General features: G+C 50.1%; 19 protein-coding genes and 2 pseudogenes. 13 read left to right on the forward strand and 8 right to left on the reverse strand.

From position 1 onward, the window contains the following. The first annotated feature begins 10 nt into the window (after window positions 1-10). Genes glgB through B0X71_RS02945 form a run of 6 tightly spaced genes read left to right on the forward strand, consistent with a single transcriptional unit; the run spans window position 11 to window position 8,701 of the window. Entirely contained in the window at window positions 11-1,912 is a 1,902-nt protein-coding gene (gene glgB / locus B0X71_RS02920) for a 1,4-alpha-glucan branching protein GlgB (protein WP_232336766.1), read from the forward strand. Beyond that, complete coding sequence (locus tag B0X71_RS02925; RefSeq protein WP_269750095.1) at window positions 1,909-3,057, forward strand: glucose-1-phosphate adenylyltransferase; 1,149 nt, start codon at window positions 1,909-1,911, stop codon at window positions 3,055-3,057. The genes glgB and B0X71_RS02925 overlap by 4 nt, the downstream gene beginning before the upstream one ends. After that, the gene (locus tag B0X71_RS02930) at window positions 3,054-4,076 is read left to right on the forward strand and encodes a GlgC family sugar phosphate nucleotidyltransferase (protein WP_077588041.1); all 1,023 of its coding nucleotides are present in this window, start codon (window positions 3,054-3,056) and stop codon (window positions 4,074-4,076) included. The genes B0X71_RS02925 and B0X71_RS02930 overlap by 4 nt, the downstream gene beginning before the upstream one ends. Continuing rightward, window positions 4,073-5,518: a glycogen synthase GlgA gene (gene glgA, locus B0X71_RS02935; protein ID WP_077588042.1), complete on the forward strand. Its 1,446-nt coding sequence runs from the start codon at window positions 4,073-4,075 to the stop codon at window positions 5,516-5,518. Before B0X71_RS02930 ends, glgA begins: the two co-directional genes overlap by 4 nt. Before the next feature lie 4 nt (window positions 5,519-5,522). After that, window positions 5,523-7,871, forward strand: coding sequence for a glycogen/starch/alpha-glucan phosphorylase (locus B0X71_RS02940; protein WP_077588043.1), 2,349 nt, complete (start codon window positions 5,523-5,525; stop codon window positions 7,869-7,871). Window positions 7,872-7,891: 20 nt separating this feature from the next. After that, entirely contained in the window at window positions 7,892-8,701 is an 810-nt protein-coding gene (locus tag B0X71_RS02945; protein WP_077590878.1) for an SDR family oxidoreductase, read from the forward strand. 158 nt (window positions 8,702-8,859) lie between these two features. Here the strand turns inward: B0X71_RS02945 and B0X71_RS21330 are convergent, their stop codons facing one another. Continuing rightward, complete coding sequence (locus B0X71_RS21330; RefSeq protein ID WP_232336870.1) at window positions 8,860-9,096, reverse strand: hypothetical protein; 237 nt, start codon at window positions 9,094-9,096, stop codon at window positions 8,860-8,862. Between B0X71_RS21330 and B0X71_RS02950 the strand changes: the two genes are divergently transcribed. Next, window positions 9,028-10,059 carry an ISL3 family transposase gene (locus tag B0X71_RS02950; protein ID WP_232336831.1) on the forward strand — a complete coding sequence of 344 codons (1,032 nt, stop codon included), beginning with the start codon at window positions 9,028-9,030 and terminating at the stop codon, window positions 10,057-10,059. The two genes, B0X71_RS21330 and B0X71_RS02950, sit on opposite strands and share 69 nt — an antisense overlap. A gap of 116 nt (window positions 10,060-10,175) precedes the next feature. After that, the gene (locus tag B0X71_RS02955; protein WP_077588045.1) at window positions 10,176-10,409 is read left to right on the forward strand and encodes a hypothetical protein; all 234 of its coding nucleotides are present in this window, start codon (window positions 10,176-10,178) and stop codon (window positions 10,407-10,409) included. A gap of 402 nt (window positions 10,410-10,811) precedes the next feature. Here B0X71_RS02955 and B0X71_RS02960 read toward each other — a convergent pair whose 3' ends face one another. The 3 genes and pseudogenes from B0X71_RS02960 to B0X71_RS02970 all read right to left on the reverse strand — a co-directional run bounded on the left by B0X71_RS02960 (window position 10,812) and on the right by B0X71_RS02970 (window position 13,430). Beyond that, on the reverse strand, window positions 10,812-11,759 hold the full coding sequence (locus B0X71_RS02960; RefSeq protein ID WP_198038675.1) for an Abi family protein: 948 nt from the start codon (window positions 11,757-11,759) through the stop codon (window positions 10,812-10,814). Window positions 11,760-11,881: 122 nt separating this feature from the next. Beyond that, a pseudogene (gene msrB / locus B0X71_RS02965) lies at window positions 11,882-12,334 on the reverse strand (peptide-methionine (R)-S-oxide reductase MsrB); the annotation flags it as partial. A 337-nt stretch (window positions 12,335-12,671) separates the two neighbouring features. Beyond that, window positions 12,672-13,430: a GDSL-type esterase/lipase family protein gene (locus tag B0X71_RS02970; protein WP_077588048.1), complete on the reverse strand. Its 759-nt coding sequence runs from the start codon at window positions 13,428-13,430 to the stop codon at window positions 12,672-12,674. A gap of 160 nt (window positions 13,431-13,590) precedes the next feature. Between B0X71_RS02970 and B0X71_RS02975 the strand changes: the two genes are divergently transcribed. Further along, a complete protein-coding gene (locus B0X71_RS02975) occupies window positions 13,591-14,427 on the forward strand; it encodes a nucleotidyltransferase domain-containing protein (protein WP_077588049.1) in 837 nt (278 codons plus the stop codon). 73 nt (window positions 14,428-14,500) lie between these two features. Here the strand turns inward: B0X71_RS02975 and B0X71_RS02980 are convergent, their stop codons facing one another. Further along, the gene (locus tag B0X71_RS02980) at window positions 14,501-15,199 is read right to left on the reverse strand and encodes a Na-translocating system protein MpsC family protein (protein WP_077588050.1); all 699 of its coding nucleotides are present in this window, start codon (window positions 15,197-15,199) and stop codon (window positions 14,501-14,503) included. A 198-nt stretch (window positions 15,200-15,397) separates the two neighbouring features. On the opposite strand from B0X71_RS02980, the gene B0X71_RS02985 reads away from it, so the two are divergent. The 3 genes and pseudogenes from B0X71_RS02985 to B0X71_RS02995 all read left to right on the forward strand — a co-directional run bounded on the left by B0X71_RS02985 (window position 15,398) and on the right by B0X71_RS02995 (window position 17,787). Further along, a complete protein-coding gene (locus B0X71_RS02985) occupies window positions 15,398-16,099 on the forward strand; it encodes an ABC transporter ATP-binding protein (RefSeq protein ID WP_077588051.1) in 702 nt (233 codons plus the stop codon). A gap of 68 nt (window positions 16,100-16,167) precedes the next feature. Beyond that, a pseudogene (locus tag B0X71_RS02990) lies at window positions 16,168-17,130 on the forward strand (ABC transporter permease). Window positions 17,131-17,286: 156 nt separating this feature from the next. Continuing rightward, window positions 17,287-17,787 carry a DUF1643 domain-containing protein gene (locus tag B0X71_RS02995; protein WP_198038676.1) on the forward strand — a complete coding sequence of 167 codons (501 nt, stop codon included), beginning with the start codon at window positions 17,287-17,289 and terminating at the stop codon, window positions 17,785-17,787. Window positions 17,788-17,906: 119 nt separating this feature from the next. On the opposite strand, the gene B0X71_RS21335 is transcribed toward B0X71_RS02995, so the two are convergent. Both B0X71_RS21335 and B0X71_RS21340 read right to left on the reverse strand, forming a co-directional pair. After that, on the reverse strand, window positions 17,907-18,266 hold the full coding sequence (locus tag B0X71_RS21335) for a hypothetical protein (protein WP_232336767.1): 360 nt from the start codon (window positions 18,264-18,266) through the stop codon (window positions 17,907-17,909). Beyond that, entirely contained in the window at window positions 18,238-18,519 is a 282-nt protein-coding gene (locus B0X71_RS21340) for a hypothetical protein (RefSeq protein ID WP_232336768.1), read from the reverse strand. The genes B0X71_RS21335 and B0X71_RS21340 overlap by 29 nt, the downstream gene beginning before the upstream one ends. 135 nt (window positions 18,520-18,654) lie before the next feature. Here B0X71_RS21340 and B0X71_RS03005 point away from each other — a divergent pair, with 135 nt between their 5' ends. Further along, on the forward strand, window positions 18,655-19,692 hold the full coding sequence (locus B0X71_RS03005; protein ID WP_077588053.1) for a zinc-binding alcohol dehydrogenase family protein: 1,038 nt from the start codon (window positions 18,655-18,657) through the stop codon (window positions 19,690-19,692). Window positions 19,693-19,844: 152 nt separating this feature from the next. On the opposite strand, the gene B0X71_RS03010 is transcribed toward B0X71_RS03005, so the two are convergent. Continuing rightward, window positions 19,845-20,474: a TetR/AcrR family transcriptional regulator gene (locus B0X71_RS03010; protein ID WP_232336769.1), complete on the reverse strand. Its 630-nt coding sequence runs from the start codon at window positions 20,472-20,474 to the stop codon at window positions 19,845-19,847. Window positions 20,475-20,586 lie beyond the last annotated feature (112 nt).

The raw sequence follows: 20,586 nt of genomic DNA on the forward strand, positions 1-20,586 counted from the left end.
GAAATGGCAGGTGACGGAGGTGAGAGCGCTGAACAAACGGGAACATTCATTGACTAAGAAAAAACTGGAAGAGTTCCATGATGGAAAGATGCTGGATGCTTATTTGTATTTTGGTGCATACGTCAGCGGTAACGCAACATCATTCACAGTCTGGGTGCCGGATGTGCGGAATGTCAGTGTCATCTGCACTGCGCCTGATGAAGGGCGTGAACAGCACGTTCCAATGGAGCAGCTGCCGGAGGACCCGACGATTTGGCGGGTTGAGATCGACCGGCAGCTGTCCGGGTTCACCTATGAATATGAAATTGAAACGAATGAAGGCGAACGGCTGCGAAAAACGGATCCGTTTGCCCGGGCAGCGGAGTACCGGCCGCAAACCCGGTCTATCGTGAGGGGAGCGCCGGAACACCGATGGTCTGAAGCGGCACTCAGGCAGAAGGAAATACAGAATGACAATCATCTGGAAAAACCGATGGCCATTTATGAAGTGCATATCGGGACATGGAAACGGAAGGCGAATGGTGACTTCCTGACATATAAAGAATTGGTGGATGAGCTGATTCCCTACGTCAAAGAACAGGGATTCACGCATATCGAGATTATGCCAATCACTGAGCACCCGCTGGATGAATCGTGGGGCTATCAGACAACCGGTTTTTTTGCCGCCACAAGCCGTTTCGGAACCGAAGATGAATTGAAATACTTCATCGATAAATGCGCCCAGCATGGCGTCGGTTTATTTCTGGATTGGGTGCCCGGTCATTTTTGTGTGGACGCTCACGCATTGGCAAACTTCAATGGCTCCCTGCTGTACGAGGAACCGCGGCCGGCCCGCCGGATGAATCCGGATTGGGGGACGCTGAACTTTGACGTGCAGAAAGGGGAAGTGATCAGTTTCATTTTCTCAAGCGCCCATTACTGGCTGGAGGAATTCAAATTCGATGGCGTCCGGATGGATGCGGTTGTGAATCTGCTGTTCATCCCGAATGTCCGGGACAGGCCGCATAACGATGAAGGAGCCGACTTTCTCCGAAAGTTGACTACCGCATTGCGTGAACGGCATCCGGATAAGCTGCTGATCGCGGAAGATGCCTGGCATTTTCCCGGAGTGACAAAAGATGTGGCGGAAGGCGGTCTCGGGTTTCATTATAAATGGAATTTCGGCTGGATGAATGATGTTCAGCGCTATATGGAAGCGCCGCCTGAAAAACGTCCGTCGCTGCATGAGAAGATCAATTTCTCGCTGATGTACCATTACGAAGCCCGGTATATCTCCACGCTTTCCCATGATGAAGTCAGTGCCGGGAAAGGTTCGCTGCTGCACAAGATGGCCGGCACATTCGAGGAACAGCTGCAGCAGCTGCGCCTCCTGTACGGGTTCTGGATCACGCATCCGGGCAAGAAACTATTGTTCATGGGCCAGGAATTCGGTGAACCGGGCGGCTGGGAAGGCCGGAAGCCGCTGGACTGGGAAGCGCTCGAACAGCCGGAATTCCAGCAGATGGCGGCTTTTATAAGAGAATTGCTGGCGTTCTACAAAACGGAACCTGCGCTGTTCGAGCTGGATGATGAACGGCGGGGATTTCAATGGCTGGACGCAGATAACGCAGAACAAAGTGTCGCTTCTTTCATTCGCCGCGGCCATAACGAACCGGATGACTGCATTGTCATCTGCAATTTTTCCAACCAGGACTATCCGGATTTTCCGGTGGGACTGCCGGCTTCCGGGACTTATGAGGAAGTGTTCTCTACCACCAGACTGATTTCTGAAGGAAACGAAAGCCGAGGGATGAATAAGACGCACGCTAAAAAAATTCCGATGCACGACCAGGCTTACTCCATGGTAATTGATCTTCCGGCATTATCCATGAGCGTCTGGAAACGGCAACAGGACGGGAGTGAACGCAATTGACAAGCAAAATGGTCGCAATGCTGCTGGCCGGCGGGCAAGGAAGCCGGCTGAAATCCCTGACGTACGATGTGGCAAAACCCGCAATCCCATTCGGCGGGAAATACCGGATCATCGACTTTCCGCTATCGAATTGCACCAATTCCGGCATCGAGACAGTGGGCGTGCTGACACAGTACGAACCGCATCTTCTCCATGCGTATATCGGTCTCGGAACTCCCTGGGATTTGGACCGCCGCCACGGCGGTGTCACCATCCTGCCGCCTTATGCGGAGATTGAGGGCAATAAATGGTATGCCGGCACGGCGAGCGCCATTTATCAGAACCTCAAGTTTCTGGATGCGGCGGACCCTGATTATGTGCTGATTTTGTCAGGCGATCATATTTACAAGATGGATTATGATCTGATGCTCGATTTTCATAAAGAGACACAGGCGGAAGTGACGCTGTCTGTACTGGAAGTACCGTGGACTGATACCCACCGTTTTGGTGTCATCAATACGGATGAGCAGATGAACGTACTCGAATTCCAGGAAAAGCCGAAGCAGGCGAAAAGCAATCTCGCATCGATGGGTGTATATATTTTCAATTGGCGGACGCTCAGAGAATGTCTGATCGAGGACAGCAAAAAAGAGGAATCCTCCCATGATTTCGGCAAGGACATCCTGCCGGTTCTGTTGAAAAACGGCTCGAAGATGATGGCTTATCCGTATAAAGGCTACTGGAAAGATGTCGGAACTGTCGAGAGCCTGTGGGAAGCGAATATGGACCTCCTCGATTCTCATTCCGGACTGAATTTGAATGATCCGGCATGGCGTATCTATTCGTCGAATGTTCAAATGCCGCCGCACATCGTTACGGATACAGCGCTGCTCCAGGATTCCGTCGTGAATGAGGGGTGTGTCATTGCAGGCGAAATAAACCGATCCATCATTTTCCGGGACGTCAAAGTACAAGAAGGGGCGGTCCTGTCGGAATGTGTCCTCATGAATGGCACGGTCATCGGCAAAGGAGCCAAACTGAACAAAGTCATTGTGCCGCCTAACTTGAATGTACCGGATCATTTTGAGATCAGTGACCAGCAGGACGAAGTCATTTTGATGACCCAGGAACGGATCGATGAGTGGAAAGGAAGTGGCGGAAAATGAGCATGATGGCAGTAATTGACGCATCGGTTAAACTGTCCGGGATGGATGACTTGGCAATGAATCGGACAATCGCTTCAGTTCCGTTTGCCGGGCGTTACCGGCTGGTTGATTTCCCATTATCCAATCTGGTGAATTCGAATATTACGTCTGTCGGCGTTTTTGCTTCTTATCCGTTTACATCGCTGATGGATCATATTGAAATGGGCAAGAGTTGGGACCTTGACCGCAGACGGGATGGGCTGCGGCTGCTGCCGACTGTCCAGCACGGCGCCGGCATCATGAGTGTCGGGGCATTTGCCTCTTTTGAAGAACATATCCAATTTTTCAACAAAAGCAAGCGGGATTATGTCGTGATTACGAATCCATTTACCGTTTGCCAGCTTGACTATGAAGATATGCTGTCGGTGCATAAGCAGTCGGGTGCGGATATTACGGAAGCAGTGAGTGACGGCGTTCAATTGAAGAGCTATATTTTATCCAAGCCATTGTTCCTTGAATTGATAAGCAGTTATAAGGATAAGCGGGTCATCAGCATCGAAGATATCGTAAAACTGAAGAAAAAGCCATATACGTATGGACAGTATCATTACAAGGGCTTTTTCGCTGTCATCGATTCGGTTGAGCGTTATTTTGAAGTGTCAATGGCGCTGCTTGATGAAGAAAACTGGCGTTTGCTGTTCCGGGCGGATCGGCCGGTGTACACGAAAGTGAAAGATGAACCGCCGACGCGCTATATCAAAGGCTCAGACGTGAAGCGCTCGCTCGTTGCCAATGGCAGCACGATCCGGGGTGACGTAAAAGGCAGTATCATCAGCCGGGCGGTGATCATCCGGGAAAACACGAAACTGCAAAGCTGCATCATCATGCAGAAATCCTTGATCAGCGAAAATTGTGACTTGGCATTCGTTATTGCCGACAAGGAAGTGATCATTGAAGAAGGGGTCTCTCTTCATGGAACGGCTGAGCAGCCGATCGTTCTCCGTAAAGGCGACCGGGTGACAAAGGAGGATTCCCGATGAATATCGTCATGGCAGTGGCGGAATGCGTCCCTTTTGTGAAGACCGGGGGACTTGCCGATGTGGCAGGAGCACTGCCGAAAGCATTGGCCAGGCTCGGCCACAACGTAACAGTCATTCTGCCGAAATACAGCCTGATTCCTGATGAACTGCAGCAGCAATTCACGAAACAAGATGAAGTGAAATTCGAATTTAAAGGGAAGCAGGCAAGTGCTGGCATATTTGCATATGAATCAGAAGGTGTTGGATACCTGCTGCTGGAAAATGATGAGTATTTTGCACGGGAAGGAATCTATGGACAGCCGGATGATGCCGAACGGTTCGCTTTTTTAAACCGGGGGGTGCTGGCAGTACTGCATTCCTTGCCGCTTCCGGCGGATATTGTGCACGTCCATGACTGGCATACAGCAATGATTCCGTTTTTACTGCAGGAAGATCAGCAGTATGCCGGGCTGAACGAAGGTCTTCAGACGGTGCTTACGATCCATAATCTGCAGTTTCAGGGAAATTTCCCGCCGGAGACCTTTACCGCAATTTATGGAATGGACAGCCAATACCTGAATGACGATGCGGTGTTGTGGCATGGGAATTTATCCATGCTGAAAACGGGGATTCAATATGCGGATAAAGTAACGGCGGTCAGCCCGACATACCGCGATGAAATTCTGACGGACCAGTACGGGGAAGGGTTGCAGCAAGTACTTCGAGCGCGGCAGGATGACCTGCTGGGTATTGTGAACGGTCTTGATACCGATGCGTATGATCCGGCAGCGGATCCGGCGATTGAACAGACATATGATGCATCATCCGTTTCAGCGGGCAAAGCGGCGAACAAGCAGGCGCTGCAGCGCCGGTTCGGACTACCGGAACAGCCGGACACGCCGCTGATCGTCATGGTCTCAAGGCTATCCGGACAGAAAGGGATCGATGTGCTGGAAGATACGCTGCCCGAGTTAGTGGAAAAAGAGGATTTGCAAGTGATCATCCTGGGTACAGGAGAAGAACGATATGAGCGGTTTCTGCGTGGGTTGGCGGCAGATCACCCGGATAAAGTGTATGCTTATATTGGGTTTGATGAAGCGCTTGCGCATCTATTGTATGCCGGTGCGGATATCTTTCTGATGCCATCCCATTTCGAGCCATGCGGTCTGAGTCAGCTCATATCGATGCGATACGGAACTGTGCCGGTTGCCAATAAGACCGGGGGACTGCAGGATACCGTGACCGAATACGATGAAGGAATGCAGACCGGGAATGGATTTTTGAGCGATTTTTCCCGTGGCCGGACATTCAGCGGAACGCTAAAGCGGTGTCTGTCGTTCTACAAGCAGCCGGAAGATTGGCGAATGATCCAGCTGAATGGCATGCGGGGAAATTACTCGTGGCCGCGTTCCGCTGAGCAGTACGCGAAGCTCTACGAACGCATAAAACAGACAGAGGAGTGACCGAATGTTCGGTTCGAAAGAAGAATTCAAGGAACATTTCATGAGGCGGTTCGAACAGCAGACAGAAGAGCAGTCGCCACAAACGGCATATGCTGTATTGGGTGACATGCTGCGTGAACACATACAGGAAGATTGGGAACGGACGAATACACGCTATGCGGAACACAAGGACAAGCAATTGTATTATTTTTCAATCGAGTTTTTGATCGGGCGACTGCTCGGCCAGAACCTGCTGAATCTGGCGTGCTATGATCTGGTCAAAGAAGGACTGGACGAGCTTGGATATGATTTGTCGGAGATCGAAGAATTTGAACCGGAACCGGGTCTTGGAAATGGCGGACTCGGCAGGCTGGCGGCCGGCTTTCTGGATTCGCTCGCTTCCCTGCAGATGCCCGGCCATGGCTGTGGCATCCGGTATAAAGGCGGCTTGTTCACCCAGCACATTAAAGATGGTTTTCAGACGGAGCAGCCAACCGACTGGATCCGGGAAACCGGCAGTCTCGACGTCAGACGGGAAGACCTGGCGCTGGACATTCCATTTTTCGGGCAAGCCGGAACTGCAGAGAATGCAGAGTGGGTAAAAGCCGTACCATACGACATGCCCGTTGTAGGTGCAAATGGCCGTACAATCAATACACTTCGTCTGTGGCAGGCGGAACCATCAGATCGCCCGATACCATCGACTAAAACGATGCAAATATATGAACGGGAAACAGCTGCCATTTCCGACCGGCTGTATCCGGATGATTCGCTGGACGAAGGAAAGATCCTTCGGCTGAAACAGCAGTACTTTTTGTGCAGCGCATCGATCAGAACCATCTTAAAAGAGCGTCAGTTTGAGATCCGGGAATTGCCGGATCGGGTAGCGATTCAAGTGAATGACACACATCCGGCGATGGCAGTGCCGGAATTGATGCGCGTGCTGCTCGATGAAGAGGGACTGGACTGGGATGAGGCATGGGCGATCACGACCCGGACCATCTCCTATACGAATCATACAATCCTTGAAGAAGCGATGGAAAAATGGGACAGTTACTTGATTGAAACACTGCTCCCGCGAATCTATCAGATTATCGAAGAAATCGACCGGCGCTTTAAGGCAAAACTGGCCACCCAGCAATTGAGCACCCATGACCGGCATAAATTATCGATCATCGAAAATGACCGGGTCAAAATGGCGGTACTTGCGGTTGTCGGCAGTTATAAAGTGAATGGCGTCGCCAAACTGCATACGGAAATTCTGAAGCAGCGGGAAATGAAAGAACTGCACGAGCAATTTCCGGATAAATTTCATAATAAAACGAATGGAATCAGCCATCGCCGCTGGCTCATGAAGGCCAACCCGGAACTGGCGTCGCTGATTACCGAATCGATCGGATCCGGCTGGGTCACCGAGCCTGAGCGGCTGCGGGAATTGGACCGGTTCGCAAAGGACCAGTCCTTCCATGCGTCATTCGAGGCAGTGAAACGGCAGAAAAAAGAGCAGCTGATCCGGCACGTTGAGCATATTTCCGACAGTCCGATTGATCCCGATTCGATCTTTGATATCCACATCAAGCGGATTCATGGTTATAAGCGGCAGCTGATGAACATTCTGCACATCCAGATGCTGTATGACCGCATCCGTCAGGATTCCTCGTTCCGTCCGTATCCGCGCACCTTCTTTTTTGGCGGGAAAGCCGCACCGACTTACGATTTTGCCAAGCAGGTTATCAAGACGATCAATACAGTGGCACATAAAGTGAACAGCGATCCGCTCGTCAGGCAGCATGTGCATGTGGTGTTCGTGGAAAATTATAACGTGAGTAAGGCGGAGCAATTGATCCCTGCGGCAAACGTCAGTGAACAGATCTCCACCGCTTCCAAAGAAGCATCCGGCACCGGCAATATGAAATTCATGATGAACGGAGCACTGACATTAGGTACGGTTGACGGGGCCAATGTCGAGATTTTCGAGCAAGTGGGTGAGGAGAACGCTTTTCCGTTCGGATTGCTCGCAGAACAAGTAATGCAGTTTGAGAAGGACGGGACATACGATCCGCAGGAAATCATCCGACACGATCCGGAAATCCGGCAAGTCATGGCTGAATTGACGGGAGGTCAGCTGACAGACGGTATTGAAAACAGCAATTATATCATCCGGCAGCTCATTGACCGGCGTGATCCTTTTTTCGTACTGAAAGATTTAAGAAGTTATATGGCCGTGCATGATCAAATGCTGATGGCTTACACAGAACAGACCCGATGGACCGAAATGGCCATCAAAAATGTTGCGGCGTCCGGCTATTTCTCAAGTGATCGGACCATCCGTCAATATGCTGAGGAAGTTTGGCATTTGGACCGCCGGAGTTGAATTTCGAAAGGACGGGAAACATGGCGCGTGAAGCTTTTTCCAATACCGATCTGAAAGACTATAAGGCAAGCGGAACGCTTGCCGGGAAAGTGGCGATTGTAACAGGCGGCAGCAGCGGAATCGGACAGGCTGTCGCCATTGCCTATGCAAAAGAAGGGGCGAAAGTGGTCATCGGCTATTTGGACGATGAGGAAGGTGCGGATGAAACCATCAAGATCATCGGGCAATATGGCGGTGAGGCCAGGGCATTGAATGGTGATTTGGGTAAATCAGGGAATTGCGACAAACTGGTGCAATTTGCAATCGATGAATTCGGTCAGCTTGATATTGTTGTCAATAATGCCGGTTATCAATACCCGCAAACGACCCCCCTTGATATTACAGATGAGCAATTGCTGAAAACATTCGAAATTAAAGCGTTCGCCATGTTTTATATGACACGGGCTGCCCTTCCTCATTTGAAAAAGGGGGCGCGAATCATCAATACAGCGTCCATTAATGCTTACCGGGGCCATTCCGATTTAATCGACTATGCAGGCGCGAATGGTGCCATGGTGGCGATGACCCGCTCGCTCGCCCGGCGGCTGGTGCGGGAAGAGATTGCCGTGAATGGCATCGCGCCCGGGCCCATCTGGACCCCGCTTATTCCAAAAACGTTCGGTCACTTGAATCCGGACGTGGCGGATGATTTCGGGGAAGACGTGCCGGCAGGCCGGCCGGGTCAGCCTTATGAGCTGGTGAAGGCATTCGTTTTCTTGGCGGATCCGCAGAACTCATACATGACCGGCCAATTCCTGCACATGAACGGCGGCGACTATATGTCGACGTGATGAAAGAGGCCTCCAGTTGTCATCTGGAGGCCTTCTTGAGATAGATGCAATTTCCTTTATTTAGCAAAGTGTGCTATGATAGGCTCATCACCGAAACGTGGGGTTGTGTAAGTGAAAGTTGATTGAACGTAAAAATTAGAAAAAAAGCGAAAACCCCGTTATCGTAATTGTTGACTAGACAAACCACGATAGGAGTTTTCGCTTTGTGCACCCAGTTTATCAAATCCCTGATTCCATTGCCAGCCTTTTTTACCGTCTCTCCGCCATCCGATGAAGCGCCGGCTGTTTTCCCAGTCGATCCGCCGGCCCACTGTATCCGCTGTCCGATTTGTGGCGGAAGAACCCATCGCCATGATCGGAAAATCCGCCGCTTTCGCCATGGGTATGCCTGGCATATTGGTACCCTGTGGATTGAACTAGCCGTTCCCAGACAGCGCTGCTTGGGTTGTGCCTACACGTTCACCTACGATTACGGGCTTGGGCTCATCCGTTATTCCACCGCTGCCTACCGTCGCGAAATCGTCCGTCGCTGCCATGGCCGCGCCCTTTCGGACGTGGCCTCCGAGTATCAGCTGCCATATACCACGGTGGAACGGTGGTTTTACCGGTATGCGCCAGAACAGGCAAAAGAAGAAAAAGCGGAACGGATCTGTGTCGATGAGTTCGCTTTCCGTAAAGGCCATTCCTATGCGACCAGTGTGCTGAATGCCGATACCGGAAGCGTGCTGGCTGTCGCCCGCGGACGGGACGAGGAGGCGATCAAAACTGTCCTGGCAAAGGTGAAGGGATCTGTGAAAGTGGTGGTGAGCGATCTGGCACCCGCCATGGCCAAGGCAATCCAAGCCACCTTTCCGTCCGCCGGCCACATCCTGGACCGTTTCCATATCATTCAATTCTTTACGGAGGCGCTCAAAAGGAGGCGCCGGTATTTGATCGAGGCGAAAAAGCATCACACGGTCCGCTTTATCGACCGTTGCCTGGCGTGTGAGCCGGCGGCTCTTACTGAAGGAGAGCGTGCCTATGTATTCCGCTGGCTGGAGGAAGACAGCCACCTATGCCATCTCTATCAGGCTTTACAGCACATCCGGTATGTCTTCAAAGCGACAACACCTACACAGGCAGGGCGACGGCTTTCCGACTGGATGAAGCGCTATCAGTTCCATGGATGCCGGGCAGCAGCTAAAATCGCAAAGAGCCTGATCGTTAGGGAAACCGCATTACTGGAAACCATTCTGTCCCCTTTATCAAACGGCATTATGGAAGGAACGAACAATAAGATCAAACTTATCAAAAGACGGGGATACGGCTACCGGAACGATGCCCATCTTTTCCTGCGAATCCGCTTGGAGACCGGGTGAACGCCTGTCACCCCCGACTTTTGGTGATGAGCCCTATGATAAGGATAATGTGAATATGTGGATCCTATCAGACTTTTCTTAGTCCCTTTCCATGCATATGGAAAGGAGGAATCTCAGTGAATCTGGAACATATCCAAGAGACCCTTAAAACAGTCCAGTATTACCATAATGTCAATATCGTTCAGACGTTTGAGAAAGAAGACGGAACCTCCATCAGAGTGAAGTGCATAGAAAACACCCGCACCCTGGAAGTCAGTTACTCGGCCAGCGAAACGATTGAGCGGTATGAAACAATCGAAGAAGCGGCAGTGGCAATCGAACAGTATTTGAATCTGGAAATAACAACTTAAGTTCGCTGGCCCTGCCGGCGGATTTTTTACATGGAAGAACTGGATATGCAGCTGTTATACCATGCGTTTTGTACGCATGGTATTTTTTGCGTTTAGGGAGAGCTAAGTCTACGGGCTGGCGGCTTAATGTGAATTCAACAGGCTTTAACATGAACTCAGCTTTTCTTAAAAGGCGTTCAAGTGAACTTAAAGTGACTTCGCTGCATCTTAATCACAATTCAGCCTTGTTTTTCCCGTAACGGTAAAATCTTTAAAATCATCTAGTGAAAGAAAAGCGGAAGCTCCCTCGAGGGGCTGGGTGCTGGAGTCTGGACAAAAGAAAAGCGGAGAGAGCCTTATTGAGAATGGCAATTAAAAAAAGACTCCTTCTTAAACAGGAAGGAGTCTCCAGAACCCCGCTGGTTACACAGACAGGGAATGGACCATATTGCTGAAGTAATTGTAGACGGATACGAGGCCGTTATGCGCTTTGTATTCTTTTTTGCGGCGGGCGCATCGCTTCAGGAATTTCCGGACATGTTGGTACCGGACGTTTTTCATTTCTCCGAAGGGGATGAACCGGTCGTATACATAGAATAATGCCGTTAAGTCATGGATTTTTTTATTCGACAGCTTTTTCTTGCGGGCAGTCGGTCTGGTTTCATGAAAGGATCTGGAGAATGCCGCGACCGGCGGTGAAACCGGTTCGGTCAGCTGGCCGGTCGCCACAATGTCCATGATCAGCGGATTGTTATGCGCTGCGGCATTGCGGATATTCCGGACATATTTCAGCACGTCGCATAATTCCGCGTACTCTTCATTGCCTCGCGTTGTGTAATAAAACTCAACAAAGTTTGCAAGCGCTCCGAAGGGGATGAACTCGAAATACACCCAGACCGGCATATCTTCCTGATACCGGGTGTACATATTGAAATTGTATTGGGAATCTTCGCTGACGGTGTACATATAATGCTTCTTCGGCACGCCGCCGTGTGTGCAGAATTCCTCCACGATGCTGAAGCCGTCTTCGTTCGGATCGTTCGTAATATCCGTCAGCAGCATCGTTTTGATGGCATGTTCGATATCGAGGCACATTTGCAGCACCAGATAGCGCAGCTGCACATCGATTTCTGCCAGATCAGCAAGATAGGCAAAATCCAAGTTCACATACTTGCCGTGCTGGTTCTTCAGGAAGTTCCGCCGGTAAGAGGAAATTTTATAATAATAATGCATATTCATCAGTGTCTTTTTTGCTGTTTTCTTCGACATAATGTTGAACTGGATGCCTTTTGCTTCCAAATGATCAATCATTTCATCGAACGTCAATTTACTTTTTAACTGCAATTCCGCCGTGGTTGTTCCATCAGCCATCGTCATCATCCTTACCAGAACTTTCAAATTTGTTGCTATTATAACATTTTTAGTAGGTTATTAAGCATTTATTTTAAGAATCCAAAAAGGAAAGGCAGAATCATTGCCTTCCCTCTTCCGGTTTATAAGGTTTCTTTAAACTGATCGTAGCCCTGTTCTTCCATTTCAGCTTCCGGAATAAACCGCAGGGCAGCACTGTTGATGCAATAGCGAAGACCGCCTCTGTCGGCAGGGCCGTCTTCGAATACGTGTCCCAGGTGGCTGTCACCCGCCCGGCTCCGGATTTCCGTCCGCATGCCCAAAAAACCGGGATCCTCATGTTCGGTCACGACTTCCGGTGCAATCGGTTTTGTGAAGCTCGGCCAGCCTGTGCCTGAATAGAATTTATCGGCTGACGAAAAGAGCGGCTCGCCGGTCACGATATCCACATAAATCCCGCTTTCTTCATTGTCCCAATAGGCATTGGAAAAGGGGATTTCCGTCCCGTTTTCCCGCGTCACATAATATTGATCATCTGACAGTTTTTCTTTCAGTTCTGCATCACTCGGTTTCGGGTACAGGGAAGGGTCAATCACTAATGTTTGTTCAGGGGGACTGTCCAGTTCTGAAGCTGCATCCGCTGGTTCTGTCATCAGCTCGACTTCAGCCGGTTCAGCAACGGTTGTTTCTGTGGAAGCCGGCTGTGATTCAGATTGTGTTGCAGGCGCCGCTTCATCAACCGCACAGCCGCTTACCGCCAATAAAATAAGGAAAGAGCCAAATCGCAGTGATTTCATTTTGGATTAACCACCTTTTTGCTCGTTTTGTTAATTATGTGATTCCCTCTTCAATAGCGGAATGAAACAACTAGGCACAAAAAGCCGCAATCTCCAAAAAGGGAGACTGCGGCTTTATAAATCGTATGTTCGGTTTCTATTCCAACTTGAGTGCTCCCAGCGCGAGATCGGCGAGTACTTCCTGACCGGCAACGGTAGGATGGATGTCTCCCATGATGACATATTCGGCTTGGTTGCCATCGAAAGCGGAATAGGCATCTACTATGTAGATATCATCGAATCCACTAACAGAAGCAGCGAGCGCTGGATTTACGCCGGGGAAAGTGCCAGGAATCCCGGTTAAGAGCAGGTCCGCTGTACCATATAGCGGATCTCCCGTCTGGTATGGATTATAGACGTTATACAGGACAATCGGTGCGTCGGTAAGTTCACGAATTTCTGTAATAATAGCATTGAGGTTTAAGAAAGCATCATCTGTCAGAAGCTTCTGAAGGACCAGTTGCTGGAACGAATCAGGATTCTTTGCGCTCTCTACACCAGCTTCTCTCAAAATTTCTAATAAATCATTATTAATAATCGACAAGGTCACATAATCAGCGTGTTTCACAACTTGACGATATTTCTGGCTGGTCTGCAAATCACTCAGCAATCCTTCCGTCTGTTCACCGGGAACAGCCAGATTTCGTACGCGCAAATCAGCTTCCTCGCCAATAATGGATGGATAGCCAGCTTTTGATGGATGCTGGTTGTTCACACCAAGGTTGTAACCAAACGGAATGGAATCACCCAGCGCAACAAGGGAATCCCGCGCATTTTCATTTTTCGCCAGGGCAGCAGGAGACAGCAGGGAACCGGCGACGAGCAGCACAGCAAGGAGCTTCAAAATTTTACTCAAAAAAACACATCCTCTCTTCAGTCTGAATTAATTATAGAATATTCAATAACTTTTGTCTGTATTAATTTTACCAAGAAAACCGGTTTATTTTTCAGGAAGTTAAAAAAAGGGAAATGGACATCTGAAGCGAACTTCATACTACTGAAGGGGGATGTAAATTATGGAGTTCCAAACAAGAGATGAAAAATTGCCGGCACAACTGGAGCGAGTGAAAAGCGCAATTGAAGAAGATTTACTGAAGGATGAACGCGTGCTGGCGGTGTTTTATGGCGGTTCCATCGGCGAGGGAAACACCGACCGGTATTCGGATATCGATTTGCGGGTTGTGGTGGGCGCCGAAGAAATCCAGGAGTTTATAGCTGAAAAGCGGAAACGGCCGCATCTGTGGGGAAATGTCTCATTTTTCGAAGATGCGAACCCGGTTTCATCGTATGTCGTCACTCATTATGAAAACTTCATTAAAGTGGACTCGTTTTATTATCAGCCCGCAGACCTGAAACCTTCTGTTTGGCTGCAGCATATCACAATTGTGAAAGATGCAAATGGACTTATGGCGCAAATCCAACAGGTATCCCAAACGCTTTCCTACGAGCCCTCTTTTGCTGAAGTGGAGGGGTGGCGCACCAAATTCTTCGCTTATTTGCATGAAACGTATCGAAGAACCAAACGGCAGGAATATTATTATGCTTTGCGGTGCCTCGATAATATGCGACTTTCTGTGGCCGGTGCTTGGTATATGTATAGAGGCAAAAAGCCGAACGCATTCGGCGACTGGGCTCATTATGAAGGGGAGAAAAGTAAGCTGACAACGTTTCAGCAGGCAATGCTTGCAGGCTGGGACTGTTCCCGGAATACGGCGGATATTTTAAAAACAGCGAAAAGCATCACTGCTGAATTTACAGCAGTTCATAATTCTTTATGCGATAAGATCGGGATGGAAAAAGAAGAAGAGCGGATGCACCGAATCTTTAACCGGGTCTTCAGTGAAGTGCATTGAATATGCAAGATCTTCTTCACATCAGGCAAAAAGAAAAAGCCGCCGAAGCAAGCTGGCTTTACCAAAGAAGATTCTATTTCTGCTTGGCTTCGAGGACTAATACGGTATAGCCGATATTATTGACGAAATCCCAGTTTACAAAGCTGTCTGCGATTTTTCGCTTTAGGATCGGTTCCAAGTCTGCTTCGTCTATCAATTTATATTCCATCGGCCGTTTCGTCAGCTGAAGCTGTTCTGTATAGCCGTTTCGGATCAATTCCTTTTCAATTCGTACGAGCACACCTGTGCGTAACACCAGAATCGTCCGATCGTTCAGCCAGTAAATATGCGTGGATTCCGGCAGCTTCTGGCCTTTTTTGCTGATTCTGTCGATTTCTTCTATGAACGCTTGCTTATCCACATCACCAGGCCAGTCAAATAAACTTTCAACCAATGTTTCGTCCATAACACCTAAAATTAGGCCGGTCTCTTTGTCGAAATCCCAGTCTGTATAGATGTCTTTGATATCTAATTTCGTCAGTTTCCAAAGGTTGCGCTGAATCTCTGTGCGGATATCATTCATTAATAAATCCCGCACTTCTGCAACTTTCTGATGTTCCTGCTTCTTGATCAGAACCGACTCGGTCGGTGACAGGAAGCCCCTGATATGAATCGTGATAAACGGGCGCTTAATATTGATGAACACCGAAGACGGTCCTTTTCCGAAGTGCTCGCGCAATACAGTGGAGATATAGCCGCTCACTTGTGATTCAAGCGTTTTTTCTTTGGACATTGAAATTTCCCTTCTAACGGAAGAAGAGTCATTCCGTGTGCATCCAGTATAGAGAAGTTGAGTGTAAATAGATACCAAAGCCGTTTATGGCTCTCCTAAGACAATGTTTCACGTTATCTGTCCGGCGTATTGATTCGCGGCCGCTTTTTCATGACAATGAAGGTAATGAACAGGTACAGAAGAACAGGGGGAGCCGTCATGATCGAAGTCCGGCATTACTCGCAATCGTTCGGAAAGAAACAAGTACTGCAGAATGTGAATTTTTCCATAAACAAAGGAGAAATTGCCGGACTGATCGGTCCGAGCGGATTAGGCAAGACGACACTGATCAAATCGGTCATCGGCATGCAGGCACCAACGGAAGGGACACTTCATGTCATGGGAGAGAAGCAGCCGACACTCGCCGTGTCAAAAGATATCGGGTATATGGCGCAGGCGGATGCCTTGTACGGCGATCTCACACCGAGAGGGAATCTGCGGTATTTCGGCAAATTGTATGGACTGAAAAACAAGCGGTTGACGGAGCGGGTTGAGGATGTGCTGCGCTTTACGGATTTGACGGCGGATGCCGGCCGGCCTGTCCATTTGTTCTCGGGCGGGATGAAACGCAGACTGAGTTTAGCAATTGCGCTAATTCATGAACCGCCACTCCTTTTGCTGGATGAGCCGACTGTCGGAATCGACCCGAAATTGAAGCGGGCATTTTGGAAGGAATTCGAACAGCTCCGTGCCCAAGGCGTAACCATCCTGCTGACGACGCACATCATGGATGAAGCAGCTCGCTGCGACCGGCTGCTTCTCATCCGGGATGGCCGGCTGATGGCTGGCGGGACACCGAAAGAACTTGAAGAACGCTTCGGATCAATCGAAGATGCGTTTATGCAGAAGGAGCAAATGTGATGCAGGCGCTCATTGTCGCAGAACGGGTCATCGCGCAAATTGTGAAAGATAAGCGGACGATCGGGCTCATGCTTGTGGTTCCATTATTCGTCCTGTTCCTGATGTGTACGATTCTGGGATCAGCATCGGATGAAGTGACAATCGGAATCGTCGATTTGCCGGATGCCTTTGAAGAAGTGCTGATTGAAGAGACAGATACGGCCGCTTTCGCTTCGGTCGAAGAGGCGATAGCAGCGCTCGAAGCGCTTGAAATCGAAGCGCTGATTTACATGGAAGATGACGTGCCGCATATTGTCGTGGAAGGTGGCGGTGTCTCAAAAAGCGGTCAGGCACTCGGGATCATTCAGCAGGCGCTGACCCGGCTTGCGGTGACGCAGAGCCAGGAAGCGACCGGACAGCTGACGGACGTGATCGGACAGCTGCAGAGCCGGCTTGCGCAATTGACTGGTGAAGAAGCCCAGTTGAACATACCGGAAGCGCCTGCTGAAACGGAACCGGAAATCGAATTTTTGCATGGCAGTGAAGACGCTGAGTTATTTGATCAGCTGGCGCCGGCATTGATGGGCTTTTTCATCTTCTTTTTTGTGTTCATCATCGCAGGGGTCAGTTTTCTTCGGGAACGGTCGACCGGCACGCTCGAACGGACACTTGCGACGCCTTTGAAACGTTCAAGCATCGTATTCGGTTACTTTCTCGGGTTCTTTCTGTTCGTCACCATTCAGACGGTGCTTATTCAATTATTCATCGTCAATGTGCTCGATGTGCCGCAGGCCGGCAATTACTTCTTACTGCTTTTCGTGAATTTATTGACGGCCAGCGTTGCATTGGCATTGGGCTTATAGCTGTCGAGCTTTTCGCGGACCGAATTCCAGCTATTCCAGTTCATCCCGATCGTCATCGTGCCGCAGATTTTCTTCAGCGGCATTTTCGATTTGTCTGACGCACCGGGATGGGTGGAAGTGATCAACCGGCTTATGCCTCTCACCTACGCGGCACACGCCCTGCAGAATATCATGATCCGGGGGGGTTGACGGTCTGCTGGATATGGCGGTGCTCGCCGGCTTCGTTATCGTGTTCGTGCTCCTGAACATGCGGGTTCTCCGCAAACAGCGGCCGGTGTGAGGCAAAGGGGTTTATTGCAGCGGGAAAATGCGCTACTCTTGTGGAATGAACAGGAGGTACGGATGATGAACAGACCGACGTGGCGCGAAGATGAGACCGTGGAAGTGCGGTTCGATGAGACGAAAACCTATCGCTATTTGCTCGCTTGTTCATGGGAACAAGGGGAAGGAACCGTTACATTCGTCATGCTCAATCCAAGCATCGGCGATGAAGAACGGTGCAACCCGACCATGAAGCGATGCGTCGATTTTGCCCGGGACTGGGGCTATCGCAGCATGCAAGTCGTGAACCTCTTTTCATACATCTCCGTGAAGCCGACGGGGCTTCTGGAAGTTGACGACCCGGTCGGTGCGGAAAATGATGCGCATATTGTGGAGGCTGCTGCCGGGTCGGACCTTGTCGTGTTTGCGTGGGGTGCGAAATACGGGGATATCAGCGGCCGGGACCGGGAAGTGGCCAGGCTGTTGGCGGAATATCCGCTTCATTGCATTGGAAAGACGAAGCAAGGGCACCCGCGGCATCCGCTGTATTTGAAGAAGGACTTGAAGCCAATTGTTTTTAATTAGAGATGAGACCCTGCAAGCCCTTTGTTCAGCGGGCTTGCAGGGTTTTTGTGTGGAGAGGATGGGGCTATTCGCCAAAATCGGGAGTCTATTCGCCAAACTCAGGGGTCTATTCGCCAAAGTCAGTTTTTCAGCTTCCCAAAATACATCAGTGCTTCTAGCGTAAATTCCTCATTAAACCCGGCATATTGACTGATCCGCACTGCCCATTCTTCCAGGGAGACTGTGTCTGGATCGGGAAATAATCCTTCATTTGTACTTAAAAAACTCCGCCATTTGCCGGCCGGCTGGTGGTACTGAATCTCGACGTGCTGACCGGCTGCTGTCACGGCAACGCGGGCTGCGGGGTAAAAACCGGACAATGGTTCAGGTGTGAAGGTTTCGCTTGTGTTATCCACCAAGATCGGGCTTACCCATTGATCACCCAGGTCACATAAATAACGGTATCCATTTTCATCTAGCGCAATGACGGCGGCGTGCATCCGGTCCGCGTCCGGAGCCGTCTCCGATCGAATATGCTTCGACACCGGCTTTCTGAAACTCATCCAACAGCCAAATCGCCAAGTCAAAGCAATTGCCGGAAGCACCGAATTGCGCCTGGTGTTCCTTCATCAATGCAACCGGTCGTTGTTTCACTTCACCGCTTTTAGCGAAATACCACGCTTTCGTCAACGTCTCCATCGGGAAATCGCTGAATTGATTCCAGGCAGTTAAGATCTCTTCAGGCGGTCTCATGGCACACACCTTCTTTCTGCCTGTTTATTTCCACAGCCCGCGCGGATTCCTGTTGAATCCCGATATTTGGAATGTACCGATCCGACCTTCTATAATGAAACATGGAACGAATATACAGAAAAGAGGCGAGGCAGTATGAGTACAGAGACAATGAAAGCGATTGGCTTCTATAAACCGGGAGACGTGAAGGAACCGATGGATTTGGAAGTAGTGGAAATGGAGCGGCCGAAACCGGCAGGGCGCGACTTGCTTGTGCAGGTCAAAGCGGTATCGGTGAATCCGACTGATCTGCGGACCCGCGATGCAAAAAAAGATGGAGACGAATCGTTCACGGTTGTCGGACGTGACGCGGCAGGCATCGTTGCAGAAGTGGGCGAGGACTGTTCGCTGTTCAAGCCGGGCGATGAAGTATGGTACGCCGGCACGAATAACCGGCCGGGCAGTCAGAGTGAGTTCCAGCTTGTCGATGAGCGCATTGTCGGGAAGAAACCGAAAAGCCTTGATTTTGCACAGGCTGCAGCGCTTCCGCTGACAAGCCTGACGGCATATGAAGCGATGTTCGACCGGCTCGGCATCTCGGAAAATGCGGCCGATAATAAAGGCAAAAGCATCTTGATCATCGGTGCAGCGGGCGGCGTCGGTTCCATCGCTACGCAAATCGCCAAGCAGGCAGGTCTGACGGTTATCGGAACCGCATCCCGTCCGCAGACGGTGGAATGGGCAAAAGAACACGGGGCTGATTACACGATCAACCACCGGGAGCCATTGGAGCCGCAGCTGAAAGAACTGGGCTTCGATAATGTGCCTTATATCTTCTGCCTGTCAGCAACGGATGAGCATATGACGGACATGACGACCGTCATTGCGCCGCAAGGGAAAATCTGCTCGATCCTGCCGGCATTCAAGCCGCTCGATCCGCGCCTGTTTGCGAAAAGTGTCACGTTCGCATACGAATTGATGTACACACGCTCCGTGTTCCAGACAGAAGACATGATCCGCCAGCATGAATTGCTCGACCGGCTTGCGGACGATGTCGACGCCGGTGAACTGGAGACGACGAAAACTGAACACTTTACACCGATCAGCCCGTCTGCATTGAAAGAAGCTTACAGCAACCTGCTGACCGGGCGCACTATCGGGAAGATTGTGGTGGAAGGACCGTTTGAAGAATAAAGGCGGTATTGTCTGATGCTTGGGGAGAAAGTTTGTGGAACTCAGCGTCGGATTAGTGGAATTCAATGCGAGGTTAGTGGAATTCAGCATTAGTTTTCTTATTGTCCATGTCTCGAATTCATAAAAGGCCGGCTCCCGCGGGAGTCGGCCTTTTATCCGTTCATCAGTCCGTTCCAGAAGAAGGCCACGATCTTTTCCGCCGCTTCTTCCGGGGAGTGGAAAATCCCTTCGCTTCCCGCATTGCGGTAATTGCCGATCTTCACAAGCGAAATGTAAGCATGAGCAGCGAAACGCGGATCTATATTCCCGATTTCACCGGCTGCCACCGCTTCGGTGAATGCTTCTTCCAGCACGGTGTATAGCTCTTCTTCTGCCTGCTGCATTTTCTGTACCTGCTGTGCGGTCAATACGTTTTTTGTTTCGCGCATGAAGCCGTCCATGTCAATATCAACGGTCGCCCGCAATTGGGCATCCGCCACATTCATCAGACGGACACGCAGCGGAACATCTTCCTGAAGCATGGCCTGCATGCGTTCCCGGATCCGGTCCATCATCTGGATCATCGTTTCCGTGAACAGTGCCGCTTTATTGCCGAAATAATAATAGACAGTCGCTTTTGTGACATCGCATTTATCCGCCACGTCATCGACGGACACATCCTGATAACCATTGGACAGGAAGAGACCGGTTGCAGCACGCAGGATCAATTCCTTTGTCGGTGTCTGCTGGCCGTCGATGCGCGGTCTGCCTGGAGGCCGTTTTTGTCTGGGGGTCACACTCATTTTCCTCACTCTCCAATAGGTTTAGTATAACATTTCCGTTCATCTGTTGAATATTAACCCGTTAGTATATTATAATGGAATCAGTCAAATTAAGCACGGAATATTGGAGGAA

This window comes from Planococcus lenghuensis (assembly GCF_001999905.1).
GTDB classification, from domain to species: Bacteria; Bacillota; Bacilli; order Bacillales_A; family Planococcaceae; genus Indiicoccus; species Indiicoccus lenghuensis.